The sequence below is a fragment of the Streptomyces gossypii genome (assembly GCF_025165795.1).
In the GTDB taxonomy this organism is placed as follows: Bacteria; Actinomycetota; Actinomycetes; order Streptomycetales; family Streptomycetaceae; genus Streptomyces; species Streptomyces gossypii.
Genome location: NZ_JAJAGO010000007.1, coordinates 434832 through 454632, shown reverse-complemented (window position 1 = coordinate 454632; position 19801 = coordinate 434832). Strand labels below are relative to the sequence as shown.

Sequence of the window (19801 nt, the reverse complement as noted above, 5' to 3'; positions counted from 1 at the left end):
CCCCCCCCCCCACCACGTCGTTCACCCTGCCTGACGCGGCGCTAGCTCTTCGGGCCGCCCAGGCCCGCGCGGCGGAGGGCCTCGGCCATCTCGCTGTTCGCCGGAGGTGCCGCCTCGCGGCGCTTGCCCTTGCCGGCGCCGCCGCCCTGCTGTGCGCCCGCCTGCTTTCCGCCGCCCTGCCGCTGGCGCGGTGCGCCGCCGCGCCGGGCGCGGCCCTGGCCCGCACCACTGTCACTGCCGGGGGAAGTGCCGGAGGAACTGCGGGAGGAGCCCCCGGAGGAGCCGCCGGAGGCTTCCGCGTCCGCTTCGTCGTCCAGCCGCAGGGTCAGCGAGATCCGCTTGCGCGGCACGTCCACCTCGCGGACCTTCACCTTCACGATGTCTCCCGGCTTGACCACGTCGCGCGGGTCCTTCACGAAGGTCTTCGACATCGCCGAGACGTGCACCAGGCCGTCCTGGTGCACACCGACGTCCACGAAGGCACCGAAGGCGGCCACGTTGGTGACGACACCCTCCAGGACCATCCCCGCCGCGAGGTCGCCGAGCTTCTCCACGCCCTCCATGAAGGTGGCGGTCTGGAACGCGGGACGCGGGTCGCGGCCGGGCTTCTCCAGCTCCTTGAGGATGTCGGTGACCGTCGGCAGACCGAAGTCGGTGTCGACGAAGTCACTGGGCTTCAGGGTGCGCAGCACCTTGGTGTTGCCGATGAGGGACGGCACCTCGGCGCCCGCCGCCCGCACCATCGTCCGGACGACCGGGTACGCCTCCGGGTGCACCGCCGAGGCGTCCAGCGGGTCGTCGCCGCCCAGGATGCGGAGGAAGCCCGCGCACTGCTCGTACGCCTTGGGGCCAAGCCGGGCGACGGCCTTGAGGTCCTTGCGGTTCCGGTACGGGCCGTTGCCGTCGCGGTGGGCCACGATGTTCTCCGCCAGGCCGCTGCCGATGCCGGAAACGCGGGACAGCAGCGGCGCGGAGGCGGTGTTGACGTCGACTCCCACGCCGTTCACACAGTCCTCGACGACGGCGTCCAGGGAGCGGGAGAGCTTCACCTCGGACAGGTCGTGCTGGTACTGCCCGACACCGATCGACTTGGGGTCGATCTTCACCAGTTCGGCCAGCGGGTCCTGGAGCCGCCGCGCGATGGAGACCGCGCCGCGCAGCGAGACGTCCAGCTCCGGCAGCTCCTGCGAGGCGAAGGCGGACGCCGAGTAGACCGAGGCCCCCGACTCGGAGACCATCACCTTCGTCAGCGCCAGCTCCGGCCGCGCCTCGATGAGTTCACCGGCCAGCTTGTCCGTCTCACGGGAGGCCGTGCCGTTGCCGATCGCGATCAGTTCGACGCCGTGCTCCGCGGCGAGCACCGCGAGCCGCTCCCGGGCGGCCTCCCACTGCTTCTGCGGCGCGTGCGGGAAGACCGTGTCCGTCGCGGCCACCTTGCCGGTGGCGTCCACGACGGCCACCTTCACGCCCGTACGCAGCCCGGGGTCGAGCCCCATCGTCGCGCGGGTGCCCGCCGGGGCGGCGAGCAGCAGATCGCGGAGGTTGGCGGCGAAGACCCGCACCGCCTCGTCCTCGGCGGCGGTGCGCAGCCGCAGCCGCAGGTCGATGCCGAGGTGCACCAGGATGCGGGTGCGCCAGGCCCAGCGGACGGTCTCGCCCAGCCATTTGTCGCCCGGCCGGCCCTCGTCGGCGATGCCGAAGTGCCGCGCGACGGCGCTCTCGTACGCGCTCGGGGTGCGGGGCCGCTCTGCGGCGGGCTCGGCGGCCTCCGGCGAGCCGGGCGGCTCCGGGTCCAGCGTGAGGTCGAGGATCTCCTCCTTCTCGCCGCGCAGCATCGCCAGCACGCGGTGCGAGGGCAGATCCGTGAACGCCTCGGAGAAGCCGAAGTAGTCCTTGAACTTGGCTCCCTGCTCCTCCTTGCCCTCCCGCACCCGGGCGGCCAGCTGCCCGCGGCTCCACATCCGCTCGCGCAGCTCGCCGATCAGGTCGGCGTCCTCACCGAACCGCTCGGTGAGGATCGCGCGCGCTCCGTCCAGGGCGGCGGCGGCGTCCGCGACGCCGCGCTCCGCGTCCACGAACGCGGCCGCGGCGGCCTGCGGGTCGACGCCCGGGTCGGCGAGCAGACCTTCGGCCAGCGGCTCCAGCCCGGCCTCGCGGGCGATCTGCGCCTTGGTGCGCCGCTTGGGCTTGTAGGGAAGGTAGACGTCCTCCAGCCGGGCCTTGGACTCGGCCCCGCGGATCCGCGCCTCCAGGGCGTCGTCCAGCTTGCCCTGCGACCGCACGGATTCGAGGATCGCCTCCCGGCGCTCCTCCAGCTCCCGCAGGTAGCGCAGCCGCTCCTCGAGCGAGCGCAGTTGCGCGTCGTCGAGCAGTTCGGTGGCCTCCTTGCGGTAGCGGGCGATGAACGGGACGGTCGAACCGCCGTCGAGCAGCTCGACTGCGGCCTTGACCTGCCGCTCCCGTACGCCGAGCTCCTCGGCGATCCTGCCTTCGATGCTGCTCGTCACGTTGATCCGTTCCGCTTCTCGGTGCCGTACGTACCCCGGATGTCACCCGGTGGGACTGCATTGTGGCAGGTGGCACTGACAGGCGGTCGCTTGGACGCGCACGGGGGCGGCACCGCGCCGGTATCCGGCGCCCGTCCGGGCCGTGTCACCGGCCCGGAGGGGCTGCCGCACGGTCAGTGGCGGTGGCCGGGCCGCGAGGCTCCTGAGAACAGGCGGGCGAGGGCGCGGAAGGGGAGAGTCACGACCGTGGCGATGGCGCCGCCGATCATGCGGAGTATGTCTGCGATCGTCTTCATGTGCCCCCGAGTTGCCGGGGCCCCGCCGGGCAAACCCCTTCGGCGCCGGCAGACCCCCTCGGGTCCCGGCCTGCGACGGCCGCTTCGCTCAGCCCTTGCCGAAGAGGTCCGCGGGGAAGGCGCCGTTGGCCAGCGCGTTGGTGGTGAGGCCGGTCGCCAGCTCGGTGAGCCGGGCCACGCCCTCCGCGCCCAGCAGTTCGTAGCCGGGCTGGTCCAGCCGGTCCGTCTCGTTCTCCAGCCGCTTGCGGAGCGCCAGGCCGCCGTCGGTCAGCTCTCCCGCCTCGTCCAGCAGTCCGCGCGCCCGCAGCCGGTCCTGGGCCGCCGTCCAGTCCTGCTCGCCGTAACCGCGAGTGGCCAGCACCCATTTCGGTGTCAGACCGCGTCCGCTGGCGGTATGGCTGACCAGCGCTTCCAGCGGGTCCAGCTCGGCGTGCTGGAGCACTGCCAGGTGGGCGTCGCCCCGGTGTTCGCGCAGCAGCGTGATGGCGTGCCAGAGCGCCAGGTGCGGGGCTTCGGGCACGGGCAGGTCGGCGTGCGCGGCGTAGAGCGGACGGCCCGGCCGGGTGCAGCCGCGGGCGGCGCGCAGGGCCAGCTCGGCGGCCTCACGTACCTCTTCGGAGGCGGCGGCCTCCTCGCCCAGCACCCGCCGCAGGGTCGTGTCGACGGCGCGCAGCCGGGCGGCCAGGACGGTGTCGGGGGAGGCGAAGTCCCATACCTCCGGCAGGAAGCGGGCGATCATCGCGTGGCTGAAGTTGTAGAAGGTGGCGGTGACGGTGCCCGCGCCGACCGCCCCCATCGCCGCCGCGCGCCCGGCGAGATAGACCGCGGCAGGGTCCTCGATGCCGTACGGGGCCAGTTCCCTGCCCAGGTCGGGCGAGAAGTAGAGGGCCGAGTGCAGCGGGTTGAGCACGCTGTGGCAGCGCCGTGCGGCACGCTCGGGCAGAGTCGTCGTGGCAGTCATGGCCTCAGGTTACCCAGGGGTAATGGTGTGGAGGAAGAGAACGGGAAAACTCAGACGGACCACCGGAAGTGCGGGGTCCGCCGCTCCAGGAAGGCGGCGACGCCCTCGGCCGCCTCCCCGCTCGAAGCCGCCTCGCGGTGCCAGTGCTCCCGCCGGGCCTCGTCGGCGCGGCCGTCGGCGAACTCCTTGGCGGCCGCCTGGGTGAGCTGGGAGCGGGTGGCGAGCAGTGCGCCGAACGCGGCGACCCGCTTGTCCAGCGCGCCCTCCGGGTGCACCTCGTCGGCAAGCCCGCAGCGCAGCGCGCGGGCGCTGTCGATCAACTCGCCGGAGAAGAGCAGGTATTTGGCGGTCGCCGGGCCGACCAGGCGGACCAGCCGTTCGGTGGACCCCGCCGGATAGACGATGCCGAGCTTTGCCGGGGTGACCCCGAAGAGCGCGCCCTCGGCTGCGAAGCGCAGGTCGCAGGCGGCGGCCAGCTGGCAGCCGCCGCCCACGCAGTGTCCGCGGATGGCGGCGAGGGTGGGTTTGGGGAAGGCGGCCAGTGCCTCCTCGGCGGTCACCGTCAGCCCCTGGGCGGCTGGTGCCTCCGCCCGCAGCGTGCTGATGTCGGCCCCGGCGCAGAAGGTGCCCTCCGCTCCGGTGAGCACCAGCACGCGTACGGACGTGTCCGCCGCCAGCGTCTCCAGCAGGACGGGAAGCCGGCGCCACATGTCCGGAGTCATCGCGTTCCGCTTGGCGGGATGAGTGATGGTGACGGTGGCGATTCCGTCGCTCCGCTCCAGGCGGAGGGAGGGGGTTGGTGCTGACTCCATGAACCCGAGCGTATCCGGAGTGCAGTCAGGGAGGGCCACGCCGCTTATGCAAGGTCGGTCACATCGCGGTCAGCATCGGAAGAAGTCTTTCAAGTCCCACCGATAAGTGCCGACTTGCGGTCACTCGGTCGGGCCTGAGGTGTGAGATCTCAACACTCGATACAAGACAGATGCAAGAACAGATGCAAGAACACTCGATGGGATCGGGGTGCGGGAGATGGAAATCCGCGGGAGTCTGCCGCCGGGAGCGGGTGGTCGGGCCCCGGTCGCGACGCCGGTACAGGAACGCGCGAGGCCACTGTGGTACGAGGGGACCTGGCGCTTCGCGGCGCCGCCGACCGACACCTCGGTACCGCAGCTGCGCCACGCGGTCCGTGACCTGGTGGGGCGGCAGCGGGCACCAGTCCCCGACGAGCTGTTGCAGGGACTGCTGCTGATCGTCTCCGAACTGGTGACCAACTCCGTGCGGCACGCGGCACTGCTCTCCCCGGAGATCCGGATGGAAGTGTCCCTCGGGGCGACCTGGGTACGGGTCGCGGTCGAGGACGGGCATCCCTACCGGCCGAAGGCGCTGGAGGCGGATCCGGACCAGGAGCACACCGGGGGGCGCGGGCTGCTCCTGGTCAAAACGATCACACAAGAGGCGGGCGGCGTCTGCGACGTGGAGCAGACGGGAACCGGAGGCAAGGTCATCTGGGCGGCACTGCCACTGGCTCTGAGCGGCAGACCGGGGGGTGCGCCTGAGCTGTGAGCCTCTCGGCTCCGAGCCCGCTGCACCAGCCCGCGTCTCACCAGCCCGCGGACGGTCCGGTCACCTCTCGCACCGCCGGCCGTGCCGCGTCCAGCACGGTCATGAACCAGGTGGAGAAGGGGCCGTCCGCGTGCAGTTTCTCCAGCTCGGCGGGCGTGACGAAGGACGTCTCGGCGATCTCGTCGGGATCGGGGCGCGGGGCGTCCGTCACCAGACCGGCGAAGAGGTGGTTGAACTCCTGCTCGACCAGGCCGGAGGCCGGGTCGGGGTGGTTGTAGCGCACGGTGCCGCCGGCCCGCAGCAGGGCCGGCGCCACACCCAGTTCCTCGCCCACCCGGCGGGCCGCGGCCACGAACGGGGGCTCGCCCGGATACGGGTGACCGCAGCAGGTGTTCGACCAGACGCCGGGGGAGTGGTACTTGCCGAGCGCACGGCGTTGCAGCAGCAGCCTGCCGGACTCGTCGAAGAGGAAGACGGAGAACGCGCGGTGGAGGCGGCCGGGAGCGATGTGGGCGGCGAGCTTCTCCTCGGTGCCGATCGTCCTGCCGTCCTCGTCGACCAGTTCGAGCATGATCGGGGCCGCTGAGCTGTTCGCCATGTTCGTCCTTCTTTCGGCTTGTCCGGTTACCCGGTCAGTCTGCCGTATCAGTGGCACAACTTCGCTTCGTGAACTGCATGTCCGAGGGGTTCGAGCTGGAACGTGCAGTGCTCCACATCGAAGTGCTCGCCCAGGCAGTCCTGGAGTTCGTGCAGCATCCTCTCGTGCCCGACGGCGTTGAGCGCCTCCTGATCCACCACGACGTGCGCCGACAGTACGGGCATGCCCGAGGTGATCGTCCAGACATGCAGGTCATGCAGACCCTCGACCTCCGGCACCGCCAGGATGTGGTCCCGTACCTCCTCCATGTCGACATCGCGGGGTGCCGACTCCAGCAGGATGTCCAGGGCTTCGCGGGCCAGCCGCACCGTGCGCGGCACGATCATCAGCCCGATCAGGATCGAGGCGATCGGGTCGGCGGGCTGCCAACCGGTCGCCATGATGACTCCGGCGGAGACGAGGACCGCGACCGAACCCAGCGCGTCGGCCAGCACCTCGAGGAACGCGCCCCGCACGTTCAGGCTCTCCTTCTGGCCCCGCATCAGGAGCGAGAGCGAGACGAGATTGGCGAGCAGGCCCAGGGCGCCGAAGAGCAGCGTGAGCCCGCCGTCCGTCTCGGCGGGGGTCAGGAAGCGTTCCACCGCCTCGAAGAGGATGTAGCCGCCGACGCCGAGCAGCAGCAGGCAGTTGGCGAGCGCGGCGAGGATCTCGGCCCGCGCGAAGCCGAAGGTGCGGCGGCCTCCGCTGGGGCGGTTGGCGAAGTGGATCGCGAGCAGCGCCATGCTCAGCCCGATCGCGTCCGTCGCCATGTGGCCCGCGTCGGCGAGCAGTGCCAGCGAGTCCGCCGTGATCCCCCCGACGATCTGGAGGACCATCACCGAGAGCGTGATGCCCAGGGCGACTCGCAGCCGCCCCTGGTGGGCGGCGGAGGCCGTGCCTCCGGCTCCCGACCGGTCCCGTCCGTGATCGTGTCCCGCGCCCATGCTGCCGCCCTCTCGCGTCGCCCCGAACGTCTGGCGATCACCAGTGAACACGGGCGGGGGGTATCTGGCAACGCGGCACTGAACACCGTTGTCATGTGCCCTGACCAGGGCTTTTGCTTTGCTGGTCAAGGGGGGTGCGGCCCTTGGGGAGCTGTTGTCCTACCCCGGCCCAGGCGGCAAGCAGCTCTTCAGAACCGGAGGCGGAACGGGCGCTGTCAGCGCGCCTCGGGGTGGCGCAGGCACCAGCCGTCCCAGGCCGAGGAGACCATGTCCTCGACGCTCAGGGTGGATGTCCAGCCCAGCTCCTCGCGGGCCCGTCCGACAGCCGCCACGACCTGTGCCGGGTCACCCGGACGGCGGGGCAGCACCTGCGCCGCGGGCTCACCACGGCCGGTGATCTTGGCGACGAGGTCGGCCATGCCCCGTACGGAGACGCCCTCCCCGGTGCCGATGTTCACGGTCAGGTCGCCCGCCCCGGCCAGCTTGCGGGCGGCGGCGAGGTGGGCGTCGGCGAGGTCACGGACATGGATGTAGTCACGGACACAGGTGCCGTCGGGCGTCGGGTAGTCGTCGCCGAAGATCCCCGGTGCCCCGCCCCGGGTGACCGCGTCGAAGAACATCGGGACGATGTTGGACACGCCGGTGTCCGCCAGTTCCGGTTCCGCCGCACCGGCGACGTTGAAGTAGCGCAGGCAGGCGGTCCCGATGCCGTGTGCCCGGCCGGCGGCCCGGACCAGCCACTCGCCGGTGAGCTTGGTCTCGCCGTACGGGTTGATCGGCACGCAGGGGGTCTCCTCGGAGACCAGCTCCACGTCCGGCGTGCCGTAGACGGCGGCGGAGGAGGAGAAGACGAACCGGCGGACATCCGCCGCCACGACCGCCTCCAGCAGCACGGTCAGCCCGTGCACGTTGTCCCGGTAGTACTTCAGCGGCTGCTCCACGGACTCGCCGACCTGCTTCTTCGCGGCGAGATGAATCACCCCCGTCACGGAGTGCCCGGCGAGAGTGCGGTCCAGCAGCTCCCGGTCCAGCAGGGAACCCCGCACGAACGGCACGTCCGGAAGAAGGCGGCTGGCGAGGCCCGAGGACAGGTCGTCCAGTACGACGACCGGCTCCGAGGACTTTGTCATCGCCCGCACCACATGTGCTCCGATGTAACCGGCCCCGCCTGTGATCAACCACGTCATACCGGCAGCTTATCCGCTTACGCAGAGCCTGCCGTTTGTGGCCCGTGTCATGATCCGACATGCTGTCCGGCAGCAGGACAACGCTGTCCCGGTGAATGCGGGGTGAACGCCCGCTGTCATCGATCGGATAGCCTCTGCCGACACACCGCCGCCCCGCGAACGGGTGAGGGCGTGCCATGACCGGGCGCCCCGCTGTTCCGGACGCCCGGTACCGCGGACGCTTCCGCCGCTTCCGCCGTTCCGCTGCCAAGGAGTGAGTTCCGCTTGCCCACCGCCATCCTCACCGGCCCACCGGTCGCCGGGTCGCCGCTGGAGAGCGGACTGCGAGCACTGGGCTTCGACGTGCGCGTGGCGGCCGACGACGCCGCGGTGCGGCCCGAACTCGCGGCCCTCCCGTCGGGGGAGCGGGTCGCACTCGTCGACACCCGGTTCGTCGGACACGCGCACAGCCTCCGGCTCGCCCTCACCGACCCGCGCTTTCCCGCCGGGGCGGTGCCCGGCGCACTGACCGTGCAGCCCGAGGCCCGTGCCGCGCTGACCCGGGCACTGGACGGAGCAGCCGCCGCCCCGGCTGCCCCCGCCGCTCACCGGGCCGGCCCGGAGACGGGGGCCCGTACGGCAGCCGACGGCGCGACGCAGCCGGACCCCCAGGCCGGCACCCGGACCGGCACGGCCGAGGCAGCCGTCTGCGGCCTGCCCGACACGCTCGCCGACCGGCTGACCGCCGACGGCGTCACCGTCCACCGCCCGGAACTCGGCGTGCTCGTCGCCACCGTCCCCGGTGACCCCGCCGCCCGCAGCTCCGCCGAGGAGGCGGTCGCCGCCACGGACGACGAAGCCGTACGGCTGCGCGGCGCCGTGAAGGCCCGCGACGGCTTCTTCACCACCTTCTGCATCAGCCCCTACTCCCGCTACCTGGCCCGCTGGTGCGCCCGGCGCGGCCTCACCCCGAACCAGGTCACCACCGCCTCCCTGATCACCGCGCTGATCGCCGCCGCCGCTGCCGCCACCGGCACCCGCGGCGGGTTCGTCGCGGCCGGAGTGCTGCTGCTCGCCTCCTTCGTGCTGGACTGCACCGACGGACAGCTCGCCCGCTACTCGCTGCAGTACTCCACGATGGGCGCCTGGCTGGACGCGACCTTCGACCGCGCCAAGGAGTACGCCTACTACGCCGGCCTGGCGCTGGGAGCCGCGCGCGGCGGCGATGACGTGTGGGCTCTCGCACTGGGCGCGATGGTCCTCCAGACCGCCCGCCACGTCGTCGACTTCTCCTTCACCGAGGCGAACCACGACGCCACCGCCAACACCAGCCCCACCGCCGCCCTTTCGGACCGCCTCGACAGCGCGGGCTGGACGGTATGGGTCCGGCGCATGATCGTGCTGCCGATCGGCGAGCGCTGGGCGATGATCGCGGTCCTGACGGCCTGCACCACTCCCCGGATCACTCTCTGGGTGCTGCTCGCCGGCTGCGCGCTGGCCGCCTGCTACACGACGGCCGGACGGGTGCTGCGCTCGCTCACCCGCGCGGCACGCCGCACCGACCGCGCGGCACAGGCGCTGGCCGACCTCGCGGACAGCGGCCCGCTCGCCACCGCGGTCGCGAACGCCGCAAGAGGCTTCGCCGCACCGGTGATCGCGGCACTCGGCGGCGCCGTCGTCGTCGCGACGGCGCTGTGGACCCCGATGGGCAGCTGGTGGCCGGTGCTCGGCGCCGCCGTCTACGCGGTCACCTCCGGGATCGCGGTGGCCGCGCCGCTGAAGGGCGCGCTCGACTGGCTCGCACCGCCACTCTTCCGGATCGCGGAATACTCGACCATCCTGGTGCTCGCCGCCCGTTCCGAGGTGAATGGCGCCTTGCCCGCCGCTTTCGGGCTGGTGGCGGCCGTCGCCTACCATCACTACGACACGGTGTACCGCATCCGCGGTGGCACCGGCGCACCCCCGCACTGGCTGGTGCGGGCAGTCGGGGGGCACGAAGGACGGACCCTGGTGGTCACCGTCGTCGCCGCTTTCCGGCCGGGGGGCCAAGGTTTCACCATCGCGCTGACCATGCTCTGCGCGGTCATCGCTGTGACGGTGCTCAGCGAGAGCATCCGTTTCTGGGTGTCCTCCAAGGCACCCGCTGTACACGACGAATCAGGAGAACCCGCATGATCGGCCTTGTGCTGGCAGCCGGCGCCGGACGCCGTCTGCGCCCCTACACCGACACCCTGCCCAAGGCACTGGTGCCCGTGGGACCCGCAGACCCGGCAAACCCCGCCGGGCAGGACGGCGAGGGCAAGACGATCCTCGACCTGACCCTGGCCAACTTCGCCGAGGTCGGTCTGACCGACGTCGCCGTGGTCGTCGGCTACCGCAAGGAAGCCGTCTACGAGCGCAAGGCGGACCTGGAGCGCACCTACGGCGTCTCGCTCACCCTCATCGACAACGACAAGGCCGAGGAGTGGAACAACGCCTACTCCCTGTGGTGCGCCCGTGAGGTCCTCAAGCAGGGCGCCCTGCTGGCGAACGGCGACACCGTCCACCCCGTCTCCGTCGAGAAGACCCTGCTCGCCGCGCGCGGCGACGGGCAGAAGATCATCCTCGCGCTGGACACGGTCAAGCACCTCGCCGACGAGGAGATGAAGGTCGTCACCGCTGAGGGCAAGGGCGTCCAGCGGATCACCAAGCTGATGGACCCGGCCACCGCGAGCGGCGAGTACATCGGCCTCACCCTGATCGAGCCGGAAGCCGCCGAGGAACTGGCCGACGCGCTGAAGACCACCTTCGAGAAGGACCCCGACCTCTACTACGAGGACGGCTACCAGGAGCTGGTGCACCGCGGCTTCCAGATCGACACGGCCCCGATCGGCGATGTCTCGTGGGTCGAGATCGACAACCACGACGATCTCGCCAAGGGCCGGGAGATCGCATGCCAGTACTGACCCGACTGATCCCGTCCCCCCTGACGGTAGACATCCGGGCCGGTGCTCTCAACGATCTGGCGGGGCTGCTGGCCGACCAGCGGATCTCACCCGGCGGCAAGCTCGCCGTGGCCATCAGTCCCCGGTCGGGCCAGGCGCTGCGGGACCGGATCGCACCGGCGCTGCCGGGCGCCGACTGGTTCCACGACGCCGACGGCACGATCGACGGTGCCGTACGGCTGGCCGATGCCATCAAGAAGGCCGGCCGCTACGACGCCATCGTCGGGCTCGGCGGCGGCAAGGTGATCGACTCGGCCAAGTACGCCGCGGCCCGCATCGGCCTGCCGATGGTCGCGGTCGCCACCAACCTCGCCAACGACGGCCTCTGCTCGCCGGTGTCCACCCTGGACAACGACGCGGGCCGCGGTTCGTACGGCGTGCCGAACCCGATCGCCGTCGTCATCGACCTGGACGTGATCCGGGAGGCTCCCGTGCGCTACGTGCGCGCCGGGATCGGTGACGCGATCAGCAATCTCTCGGCCGTCGCCGACTGGGAGCTGTCGCACCGCGTCACCGGCGAGGCCTTCGAGGGCCTCGCCGCGGCCATGGCGCGCAGCGCGGGCGACTCGGTGCTGCGCCACCCGGGTGGTGTCGGCGATGACGAGTTCCTCGTCATCTACGCCGAGGCGCTGGTCCTCACCGGCATCGCCATGTCGGTCTCCGGTGACACTCGACCCGCCTCCGGAGCCTGTCACGAGATCTGCCACGCGCTGGACATCCTCTATCCCAAGCGCTCCGCGCTCCACGGCGAGCAGTGCGGTCTCGGTGCGGCCTTCGCGATGCACCTGCGCGGTGCGCACGAGGAGGCGGCGCTGATCAGCAGTGTGCTGCGGCGGCACGGTCTGCCCGTGCTGCCGGCCGAGATCGGCTTCGACGTGGACGAGTTCGTCAAGGCGGTCGAGTACGCACCGCAGACCCGCCCCGGGCGCTACACGATCCTCGAACACCTCGACCTGTCCGCCGACCAGATCAGGGACGCATACGCCGACTATGCACAAGCCATCAGTAGCTGAACTCCGCCCGATCGTTCACCCCGGTGGAGTCAAGGACCGCCGCAGCGGCGAGCACTGGGCCGGGCGCCTCTACATGCGCGAGATCTCGCTGCGCTGCGACCCGTATCTGGTCAACACCCGGATCACGCCCAACCAGCTCACCTATCTGATGGTCGTCGCGGGTGTCGCGGCGGGTGCGGCGCTGCTGGTGCCGGGCCTGCCCGGGGCGATCCTCGGCGCCCTGCTCATCCAGCTCTACCTGCTGCTCGACTGCGTCGACGGCGAGGTCGCCCGCTGGCGCGGCCAGACCTCGATCACCGGTGTGTACCTCGACCGGGTCGGCCACTATCTGTCCGAGGCCGCCCTGCTGGTGGGCTTCGGCATCCGGGCGGCCGACGTCTTCCACCTCGAGGGCGATTCGACGAACTGGATGTGGGCGTTCATCGGCACCCTCGCCGCCCTCGGCGCGATCCTCATCAAGGCGGAGACCGACCTCGTCGACGTGGCCCGCGCCCGCAGCGGGCTGCCCGCCGTGCAGGACGAGGCGGCGGTGCCGCGCTCCTCCGGCCTGGCACTCGCCCGCAAGGCGGCGGCGGCGCTGAAGTTCCACCGGCTGGTCGGCGGCGTCGAGGCGTCACTGCTGATCCTGCTGGTCGCCGTGCTGGACTTCCTGCAGGGTGACCTCTTCTTCACCAGGCTGGGGGTCGCGGTGCTGGCGGGCATCGCCCTGGTGCAGACACTGCTGCACCTGGTCTCCGTCCTCGCCTCCAGCAGGCTCAAGTGAGCGGCTCCTCCATGCGGCTCGGCGCGGTCGTCCTCACCATGGGCAACCGGCCGGACGAGCTGCGGGCACTGATCGACTCGGTCGCCAAGCAGGACGGCGATCCGGTGGAGGTGGTCGTCGTCGGTAACGGCGCGCCGTTGCCTGAGTTGCCGGAAGGTGTACGGACGGTCGAGCTTCCGGAAAATCTCGGCATCCCCGGTGGGCGCAATGTCGGCATAGAGGCTTTCGGTCCCGGCGGCACCGATGTCGACGCGCTGCTCTTCCTGGACGACGACGGGCTGCTGCCGCAGACCGACACCGCTGAGCTGTGCCGTCGCGCGTTCGAGGCCGATCCGCGGCTGGGACTCCTCAGCTTCCGGATCGCCGACCCCGAAACCGGTGTGACCCAGCGTCGCCACGTGCCCCGGCTGCGTGCCTCCGACCCGGCGCGGTCCTCACCGGTCACCACCTTCCTCGGCGGCGCCAGCGCGGCCCGTACGAAGGTGCTGGCGGAGGTCGGCGGGCTGCCCGAGGAGTTCTTCTACGCCCACGAGGAGACCGATCTGGCCTGGCGGGCGCTGGACGCCGGCTGGGCGGTCGAATACCGCGCCGACATGGTGCTGCACCACCCGACAACCGAACCGAGCCGGCACGCCGTCTACCACCGGATGGTCGCCCGCAACCGTGTGTGGCTGGCCCGGCGCAACCTCCCCGCCCCGCTGGTGCCCGTCTATCCGGGGGTCTGGCTGCTGCTGACCCTCGCCCGACGGCCCTCCCGCCCGGCTCTGCGGGCCTGGCTCGGCGGTTTCAAGGAGGGCTGGACCAGCCCGTGCGGACCGCGCAGACCGATGAGGTGGCGCACGGTGTGGCGATTGACCAGACTGGGCCGCCCTCCTGTCATCTGACAAGCTCGTGTCTGAGAACATCGGGGGCCTCGAGTCACTTGCAGAGTGAGGACGAAAGTTTCAACGTGAGCGAGACAACGCACGATGGTGCGGTCGCCGTTAATTCCCCGCCGTCGCCCGATGACAAGCTGTCCCCGGCTGAGCTAGCCGCCAAGTACGGCCTGACCGTGAGCGGTGCACGCCCCGGGCTGAGGCAGTACGTCCGCGAGCTGTGGGCTCGACGCCATTTCATCCTCGCCTTCTCCCAGGCCAAACTGCACGCGCAGTACAGCCAGGCGAAGCTCGGCCAGGTGTGGCAGGTGCTCACACCGCTGCTGAACGCCACCGTCTTCTTCTTCATCTTCGGTGTGCTGCTCGGCGGTCGCGGCGGGATGGAGAACGACGAGTACATTCCGTTCCTGGTCACCGGCGTGTTCGTATGGACGTTCACGCAGCAGTCGGTGATGTCCGGAGTCCGGGCGATCGCCGGCAACCTGGGCCTGGTGCGGGCGCTGCACTTCCCGCGGGCCTCGCTGCCGATCTCCTTCTCGCTCCAGCAACTCCAGCAGTTGCTGTACTCGATGATCGTGCTGGCCGTGATCCTCATCGGGTTCCAGCACTATCCCTCCGGGCTGTGGCCGCTGATCGTGCCCGTGCTGGCGCTGCAGTTCGTCTTCAACACCGGCCTGGCGCTGATCATGGCCCGGCTGGGAAGCAAGACACCGGACCTCGCGCAGCTGATGCCGTTCGTCCTGCGGACGTGGATGTACGCCTCCGGCGTGATGTTCCCGCTGGAGTACATGCTGCGGAAGCAGGACATCCCGGAGTGGCTCACGGACGTGGTGGCGGGCAATCCCGCCACCGTCTACATGGAGCTGATGCGGTACGCCCTGATCGACGGGCCCCACCACCAGCACATCGGGGGCCATGTCTGGCTGCTCGCGGTCGGCTGGGCAGTGGTCGTGGGCATCGGCGGATTTGTGTTCTTCTGGAAGGCGGAGGAGCGTTATGGCCGTGGCTGAGAAGTCGACCCAAGCTGAGACGTCCGGAGCGGCGCTCCCCCCTGCGGCGACGGGCCCCCGGGTGCCGACGGTCATCGCGGAGGACCTGCACATCGTCTACCGCGTCAACGGCGGTGCGCGCGGCAAGGGCAGCGCCACCGCGGCCCTCAACCGGATGATCCGGCGCAGCGCCGACAAGGGCGTACGCGAGGTGCACGCGGTCAAGGGCGTCAGCTTCACGGCGTACCGGGGTGAGGCGATCGGCCTGATCGGCTCCAACGGCTCCGGCAAGTCCACTCTGCTCAAGGCCATCGCCGGCCTGATCCCCGCCGAGCGGGGCAAGGTCTACACGAACGGCCAGCCCTCGCTGCTCGGGGTCAACGCCGCGCTGATGAACGACCTGACGGGGGAGCGCAACGTCATCCTCGGCGGGCTGGCGATGGGCATGACCAGGGAGCAGATCCGCGAGCGCTACGAGGGCATCGTCGCCTTCTCGGGGATCAACGAGAAGGGCGACTTCATCACCCTGCCGATGCGGACGTACTCCTCCGGCATGTCGGCCCGGCTGCGGTTCTCCATCGCGGCGGCCAAGGACCACGATGTGCTGATGATCGACGAGGCGCTGGCCACCGGAGACAAGAAGTTCCAGAAGCGTTCCGAGGGCCGGATCCGTGAGCTGCGCAAGGAGGCCGGATCGGTCTTCCTGGTGAGCCACAACAACAAGTCGATCCGGGACACCTGCGACCGGGTGCTGTGGCTGGAGCACGGAGTCCTTAGGATGGACGGGATGACCGACGAAGTCCTCAAGGCATACGAGAAGTTCACCGGCAAGTAGCCCGGTCCGGGCGGTGGAAACGTCGCCTCGTGCAAGGAGCCCCCGCGCAGCGCGCGGGGGCTCCTTGCACGAGGCGACCGGTCAGACCCCGGCCTTCATGCGCTCCGGCTCCTCGGCCGGGCCGCCCTCATCCAGGGCGACCTTGCTGTGCAGACGCCGCAGCGGTCCGGGCGCGTACCAGGCGGCGCGGCTGCCGAGCAGCCGCATCGCGGCGGGCACCAGGACCCCGCGTACCGCCACCGCGTCGATCAGGATCGCCAGCCCGCTGCCGAGCCCGAACATCTGCAGGAAGCTCACCTGGCTGGTGCCGAAGGCGAAGAAGCTGACCGCCAGCAGCCCGGCGGCCATGGTCACGATCCGCCCGGTGCGGGACAGCCCCTGGGTGACGGCGGTGGTGTTGTCCGCGCCCGCGTCGTGCATCTCCTTGATGCGGCTGGTGACGAAGACCTCGTAGTCCATGGACAGCCCGAAGACGATGCAGAACAGCAGCACGGTCATGGAGGTGTCCATCGGTGTGGGGGTGAAGCCCAGCAGCGAGGACAGATGGCCGTCCTGGAAGATCCACACCATCACTCCGATGGAGGCGGTCAGGCTGATGCCGTTGAGCACCAGGGCCCGGACGGGCTGCACCACGCTGCCGGTGAAGAGGAAGAGCAGGATGAAGGTGGTGCCGATGACCATGCCGACCGCCGCGGGCAGGTTGTCGGCGATGGCCTTCTTGGCGTCGACGAGCTGCGCGTCCGTGCCGCCGACGAGCGTCTCGGCGCCGCCCGGACCGGGGATGCCGCGGACTACGCCCACCAGTTCCTCCGCGGCCTCCGACTTGGAGTCCAACCCGGTGGTGACGGTCAGCCGCTGCGCGTCGGGCCGGCCGAGGGCCTCGTGGGCGGGGCCCGGGTCGCTCGCGCCCTGGGCGGTGTAGGTGCCGGTGCTGGCCTGTACGCGCTCCACCCCGTCGAGCGCGCTGAGTTTCTGGGCGTACGGGGCCAGTTCGCCTGCCGGGACGGGGCCGGTGGTCACGATCTGGATGGCGTTCGCGTCGTTGCCGGGGAAGGCCTCCGCCACGGCGGTCGAGACCTGGCGGCTCTGCGCGTCCTCGGGCAGCACCCGCTCGTCCGGAGTGCCGAAGGAGACGCCGAGCAGCGGACTCGCGGCGAGCATCAGCAGTGCCAGCACGGGCAGCGCGGTCAGTGCGGGGCGCCGCATGACGAGGGCCGCCACCCGTCCCCACACGGGGGCGTCGGGGCGGCGTACGGAGTCCGCCCAGGGCAGCCGCCCGTTGTTGACGCGGTGGCCGAGCACCGCGAGCAGCGCGGGAACCACGATCAGGGCGGCCAGCGCGGCGATGGCGACCACGCCTATGCCGGCGTAGGCGAAGGAGCGCAGGAAGAAGGGCGGGAAGAGCAGCAGGGCGGAGAGGGCGGCGATGACGGTGGCGGCGGAGAAGGCGATGGTGCGGCCCGCCGTCCGTACGGTCGTGCGCAGTGCGTCGGCGACCTCGTCGCCCTCGCCCAGCCGCTCCCGGAAGCGGCTGACCAGCAGCAGGCCGTAGTCGATGCCCAGGCCCAGGCCGAGCGCGGTGGTGAGGTTGATGGCGAAGACCGAGACATCGGTGATGCTGCCGAGGACGAACAGCTCGGCGAAGGTGCCCAGGATCGCGATCAGGCCGATGGCGAGCGGCAGCAGGGCGGCGACGAAGCTGCCGAAGGCGAGGATGAGCAGGATCAGGGTGAGCGGCACGGCGATCGCCTCGGCGATGACCAGGTCGGTGGAGATCTGCTCGGTGACGTCGTTGTTGAGCGCGGCGGCTCCGCCCGCCTCCACGGTGACGGCACCGCGGTCACCCGACCACGCGTCGATCACGGCTTTCGCGTACTCGCCCTGCTGTGTGCTGTCGCCCTCGACATGGGCCAGTACGAGCGCCTGGTTGCCGTCCCGCGAGGTCAGGCTGGAGCTTTCGGAGTCCCAGTAGGAGACGACGTTGGCGACATGGGGTGTGTTTCGGACGCCCTCGGTCAGCTCACGGCCCGCCTTCTCGGCGGCGGGGGAGTCGATGCCGGAGTCGGCGCGCACGTGCAGGACGAGGTTGCTGTCGCCGCCGAAGTCGTCGTCGATGACTCGCTGAGCCCGGCTGGAAGGTGCACCGGGGTCCTCGAATCCGCCCGCCTGGAGCTTGCCGAAGGCTCCGACGCCGAGGGCGCCCATGGCGACCACGGCGACGAGCGTGAGTAGCAGGAGCGCGCGTGCCCGGTGCAGGCACAGCTCGGCTATCCGGTGCAACATGGGGGTCCCCTTTATGTTTACAGCGTCAACATCTAACTTTCCCAGTGGATGTTAATGCTGTCAACTTCGGGCAGGATGGAGGCATGGAGGATTCTTCGCCGAACGCCGGCACCCGGCAGAGCTTGGGCGGCAAGACCGCCTACCACCACGGCGACCTGCGGAACGCACTGATCGACGCGGCGACGGGACTGGCACGGAGCGGTGGACCGGACGCGGTCGTGCTGCGTGCCGCCGCACGGCGTGTCGGGGTGTCACCCACGGCCGCCTACCGGCACTTCGCCGGGCAGAGCGACCTGCTCGGCGCGGTCAAGGTGCGGGGCCAGCAGACGCTGGCCACCTGGATGGCCGATGCCGCGGCGTCTGCGGCGCCCGAAGGGGAGGACGCGGTCGAGCAGCGGATGATCGCGATGGGGCGCGGGTACATCGCCTTCGCACTGGAGGAGCCCGGACTCTTCCGGTCCGCCTTCTGCGATCACCTCTCCGAAGCAGCGGTGGACGTGAACGAGGCGGGCGTGCCGATGCCGGAAGCGGGAGCCCCGGGGTTCGGCAGCTTCCAGCTGCTCATCGACATCCTCGACGGGCTGGTGGCAGTGGGGCGGATGCCGCCGGAGCGCCGGCCCGGCGCCGAGATCACCGCCTGGTCGATGGTGCACGGACTGGCCACCCTCCTGCTCGACGACGCGGCGCTCGAGGGGATCACCGCCGAACAACGGGACGCGGCCGTGGACCGCGCGCTCCACACGCTGGTCGCGGGCTTCACCGCGCCCTGATCCCCGCACCAGGCCATAACCCGGTGTACTCGCACACCGAGTCGACGTTCCGCGTAAGCTGGACCGGTGCGGAATCGCGGAAACTGGACATTTGACGAGCCGGTATTTGCGGAGACTTGGTTGATACGGGCTGGTCGGGGACGCACCCGATCGCCCAGCGGCGCAGGTCAGCCCGCGCGGCGTGTCCGGAATACGTGTTCCCGGAGCGACGGTGTAGAAACGGAGATGTGACGGTAATGGCTCCTGGCAGCGCGTGGTGACCGCGGAAGCGGACGCGCACACACACGCCCACGCACGCACGGTGCTGGCCAAGGCCGCGGACGAGAACTTCCCGGTGGCGCCCCGCTTCCTCCCGCGCGTGTGGCGCGACGACCTGATGGCCGTCTACGGCTTCGCGCGCCTCGTCGACGACATCGGGGACGGCGATCTGGCGCCGGGCGGCCGTGACGCGGCGTACCTGGGGCTCGGCGGCGAGCAGCAGGAGGACCGCCTGGCCCTGCTCGACGCCTTCGAGGCCGATCTGCACCGTGTCTTCCGGGCTCCGGGCGCGGCGGACGCCCCGCCGGGCGAGGAGCCGGGCCACCCCCTGCTGCGGGCGCTGGTGCCCACCGTGCACCGCCACGGCCTCACCCCCGAGCCCTTCCTCGGCCTGATCGAGGCCAACCGCCAGGACCAGAAGATCCGCCGGTACGCCGACTTCGGAGAGCTGCTGGCCTACTGCGAACTGTCGGCCAACCCGGTGGGCCGGCTCGTGCTCGCTCTCACCGGCACCGCGACCCCCGAGCGCATCCGCCGCTCGGACGCCGTCTGCACCGGACTCCAGATCGTCGAGCACCTCCAGGACGTCTCCGAGGACCTGGCGCGCGGCCGCGTCTATCTGCCGGCGGCCGACATGGCCCGCTTCTCCGTCACCGAGGCGGACCTCGCCGCGCCGACCGCGAACGCCTCGGTGCGCACCCTGATCGCGTTCGAGTCGGAACGCGCGCGGCAGTTGCTGAGCGAGGGAGGGCCGCTGGTGGACAGTGTCAGCGGCCGGCTCAGACTCCTGCTCGCCGGTTTCGTCGGCGGTGGCCGCGCCGCGCTGCGGGCCATCCGCTCCGCGGGCTACGACGTACTGCCCGGACCACCCGCATCGACCAAGCGCGGTTTGTTGCGCGAGGTGGGTACAGCACTGCGAAGAGAGGGGTGACGCAGACCGTGGACCGAAGTCAGCCC

At 70.9% G+C, this 19801-nt stretch carries 18 protein-coding genes; 10 read left to right on the top strand and 8 right to left on the bottom strand.

The genetic code is table 11. The features are described from left to right. Nucleotides 1-41: 41 nt before the first annotated feature. The 4 genes from LHJ74_RS17770 to LHJ74_RS17755 form a co-directional block, all read right to left on the bottom strand. Nucleotides 42-2507 (bottom strand): Tex family protein, encoded by a 2466-nt coding sequence (locus LHJ74_RS17770; protein WP_260219018.1) that lies wholly within the window; start codon nucleotides 2505-2507, stop codon nucleotides 42-44. 173 nt (nucleotides 2508-2680) lie between these two features. Then, entirely contained in the window at nucleotides 2681-2803 is a 123-nt protein-coding gene (locus LHJ74_RS17765) for an LPFR motif small protein (protein ID WP_260219017.1), read from the bottom strand. An 88-nt stretch (nucleotides 2804-2891) separates the two neighbouring features. Next, complete coding sequence (locus LHJ74_RS17760) at nucleotides 2892-3764, bottom strand: SCO6745 family protein (RefSeq protein ID WP_260219016.1); 873 nt, start codon at nucleotides 3762-3764, stop codon at nucleotides 2892-2894. A gap of 50 nt (nucleotides 3765-3814) precedes the next feature. Further along, on the bottom strand, nucleotides 3815-4576 hold the full coding sequence (locus LHJ74_RS17755) for an enoyl-CoA hydratase/isomerase family protein (protein WP_260219015.1): 762 nt from the start codon (nucleotides 4574-4576) through the stop codon (nucleotides 3815-3817). A 217-nt stretch (nucleotides 4577-4793) separates the two neighbouring features. Here LHJ74_RS17755 and LHJ74_RS17750 point away from each other — a divergent pair, with 217 nt between their 5' ends. Further along, nucleotides 4794-5327 (top strand): ATP-binding protein, encoded by a 534-nt coding sequence (locus LHJ74_RS17750; protein ID WP_260219014.1) that lies wholly within the window; start codon nucleotides 4794-4796, stop codon nucleotides 5325-5327. A gap of 37 nt (nucleotides 5328-5364) precedes the next feature. Here the strand turns inward: LHJ74_RS17750 and idi are convergent, their stop codons facing one another. From idi to galE, 3 genes are all read right to left on the bottom strand, one after another. Beyond that, a complete protein-coding gene (gene idi, locus LHJ74_RS17745; protein WP_260219013.1) occupies nucleotides 5365-5925 on the bottom strand; it encodes an isopentenyl-diphosphate Delta-isomerase in 561 nt (186 codons plus the stop codon). Between the two features lie 47 nt (nucleotides 5926-5972). Next, nucleotides 5973-6908, bottom strand: a complete 936-nt coding sequence (locus LHJ74_RS17740) for a cation diffusion facilitator family transporter (RefSeq protein ID WP_260219052.1) — start codon at nucleotides 6906-6908, stop codon at nucleotides 5973-5975. A gap of 215 nt (nucleotides 6909-7123) precedes the next feature. Further along, nucleotides 7124-8095: a UDP-glucose 4-epimerase GalE gene (galE, locus tag LHJ74_RS17735; protein ID WP_260219012.1), complete on the bottom strand. Its 972-nt coding sequence runs from the start codon at nucleotides 8093-8095 to the stop codon at nucleotides 7124-7126. Between the two features lie 264 nt (nucleotides 8096-8359). Between galE and LHJ74_RS17730 the strand changes: the two genes are divergently transcribed. The 7 genes from LHJ74_RS17730 to LHJ74_RS17700 all read left to right on the top strand — a co-directional run bounded on the left by LHJ74_RS17730 (nucleotide 8360) and on the right by LHJ74_RS17700 (nucleotide 15533). Next, a complete protein-coding gene (locus tag LHJ74_RS17730) occupies nucleotides 8360-10249 on the top strand; it encodes a DUF5941 domain-containing protein (RefSeq protein ID WP_260219011.1) in 1890 nt (629 codons plus the stop codon). Continuing rightward, entirely contained in the window at nucleotides 10246-11019 is a 774-nt protein-coding gene (locus tag LHJ74_RS17725; protein WP_260219010.1) for a phosphocholine cytidylyltransferase family protein, read from the top strand. Before LHJ74_RS17730 ends, LHJ74_RS17725 begins: the two co-directional genes overlap by 4 nt. Continuing rightward, nucleotides 11007-12071 carry an iron-containing alcohol dehydrogenase family protein gene (locus LHJ74_RS17720; RefSeq protein ID WP_260219009.1) on the top strand — a complete coding sequence of 355 codons (1065 nt, stop codon included), beginning with the start codon at nucleotides 11007-11009 and terminating at the stop codon, nucleotides 12069-12071. The genes LHJ74_RS17725 and LHJ74_RS17720 overlap by 13 nt, the downstream gene beginning before the upstream one ends. After that, nucleotides 12049-12834 (top strand): CDP-alcohol phosphatidyltransferase family protein, encoded by a 786-nt coding sequence (locus tag LHJ74_RS17715; RefSeq protein WP_260219008.1) that lies wholly within the window; start codon nucleotides 12049-12051, stop codon nucleotides 12832-12834. The genes LHJ74_RS17720 and LHJ74_RS17715 overlap by 23 nt, the downstream gene beginning before the upstream one ends. A gap of 11 nt (nucleotides 12835-12845) precedes the next feature. Then, the gene (locus LHJ74_RS17710; RefSeq protein ID WP_260219051.1) at nucleotides 12846-13718 is read left to right on the top strand and encodes a glycosyltransferase family 2 protein; all 873 of its coding nucleotides are present in this window, start codon (nucleotides 12846-12848) and stop codon (nucleotides 13716-13718) included. Nucleotides 13719-13783: 65 nt separating this feature from the next. Next, nucleotides 13784-14719: an ABC transporter permease gene (locus LHJ74_RS17705; protein WP_260219007.1), complete on the top strand. Its 936-nt coding sequence runs from the start codon at nucleotides 13784-13786 to the stop codon at nucleotides 14717-14719. Then, nucleotides 14706-15533 carry an ABC transporter ATP-binding protein gene (locus LHJ74_RS17700; RefSeq protein WP_260219006.1) on the top strand — a complete coding sequence of 276 codons (828 nt, stop codon included), beginning with the start codon at nucleotides 14706-14708 and terminating at the stop codon, nucleotides 15531-15533. Before LHJ74_RS17705 ends, LHJ74_RS17700 begins: the two co-directional genes overlap by 14 nt. 81 nt (nucleotides 15534-15614) lie before the next feature. Here LHJ74_RS17700 and LHJ74_RS17695 read toward each other — a convergent pair whose 3' ends face one another. Continuing rightward, nucleotides 15615-17816 (bottom strand): MMPL family transporter, encoded by a 2202-nt coding sequence (locus tag LHJ74_RS17695; RefSeq protein ID WP_260219005.1) that lies wholly within the window; start codon nucleotides 17814-17816, stop codon nucleotides 15615-15617. An 83-nt stretch (nucleotides 17817-17899) separates the two neighbouring features. Between LHJ74_RS17695 and LHJ74_RS17690 the strand changes: the two genes are divergently transcribed. Both LHJ74_RS17690 and hpnC read left to right on the top strand, forming a co-directional pair. Further along, nucleotides 17900-18586, top strand: coding sequence for a TetR/AcrR family transcriptional regulator (locus tag LHJ74_RS17690; RefSeq protein ID WP_260219004.1), 687 nt, complete (start codon nucleotides 17900-17902; stop codon nucleotides 18584-18586). Between the two features lie 256 nt (nucleotides 18587-18842). Next, nucleotides 18843-19775: a squalene synthase HpnC gene (gene hpnC, locus LHJ74_RS17685; RefSeq protein WP_375546768.1), complete on the top strand. Its 933-nt coding sequence runs from the start codon at nucleotides 18843-18845 to the stop codon at nucleotides 19773-19775. The last annotated feature ends 26 nt before the right edge of the window (nucleotides 19776-19801 follow it).

What these genes read in the sequence shown, in the direction of transcription:
- LHJ74_RS17765 (WP_260219017.1), bottom strand. Translation starts at nt 2,803, where the DNA reads ATGAAGACGATCGCAGACATACTCCGCATGATCGGCGGCGCCATCGCC.
- idi (WP_260219013.1), bottom strand. Translation starts at nt 5,925, where the DNA reads ATGGCGAACAGCTCAGCGGCCCCGATCATGCTCGAACTGGTCGACGAG.
- LHJ74_RS17720 (WP_260219009.1), top strand. Translation starts at nt 11,007, where the DNA reads ATGCCAGTACTGACCCGACTGATCCCGTCCCCCCTGACGGTAGACATC.
- galE (WP_260219012.1), bottom strand. Translation starts at nt 8,095, where the DNA reads ATGACGTGGTTGATCACAGGCGGGGCCGGTTACATCGGAGCACATGTG.
- LHJ74_RS17750 (WP_260219014.1), top strand. Translation starts at nt 4,794, where the DNA reads ATGGAAATCCGCGGGAGTCTGCCGCCGGGAGCGGGTGGTCGGGCCCCG.
- LHJ74_RS17695 (WP_260219005.1), bottom strand. Translation starts at nt 17,816, where the DNA reads ATGTTGCACCGGATAGCCGAGCTGTGCCTGCACCGGGCACGCGCGCTC.
- LHJ74_RS17755 (WP_260219015.1), bottom strand. Translation starts at nt 4,576, where the DNA reads ATGGAGTCAGCACCAACCCCCTCCCTCCGCCTGGAGCGGAGCGACGGA.
- LHJ74_RS17725 (WP_260219010.1), top strand. Translation starts at nt 10,246, where the DNA reads ATGATCGGCCTTGTGCTGGCAGCCGGCGCCGGACGCCGTCTGCGCCCC.
- LHJ74_RS17700 (WP_260219006.1), top strand. Translation starts at nt 14,706, where the DNA reads ATGGCCGTGGCTGAGAAGTCGACCCAAGCTGAGACGTCCGGAGCGGCG.
- LHJ74_RS17740 (WP_260219052.1), bottom strand. Translation starts at nt 6,908, where the DNA reads ATGGGCGCGGGACACGATCACGGACGGGACCGGTCGGGAGCCGGAGGC.
- LHJ74_RS17715 (WP_260219008.1), top strand. Translation starts at nt 12,049, where the DNA reads ATGCACAAGCCATCAGTAGCTGAACTCCGCCCGATCGTTCACCCCGGT.
- LHJ74_RS17710 (WP_260219051.1), top strand. Translation starts at nt 12,846, where the DNA reads ATGCGGCTCGGCGCGGTCGTCCTCACCATGGGCAACCGGCCGGACGAG.
- LHJ74_RS17760 (WP_260219016.1), bottom strand. Translation starts at nt 3,764, where the DNA reads ATGACTGCCACGACGACTCTGCCCGAGCGTGCCGCACGGCGCTGCCAC.
- LHJ74_RS17690 (WP_260219004.1), top strand. Translation starts at nt 17,900, where the DNA reads ATGGAGGATTCTTCGCCGAACGCCGGCACCCGGCAGAGCTTGGGCGGC.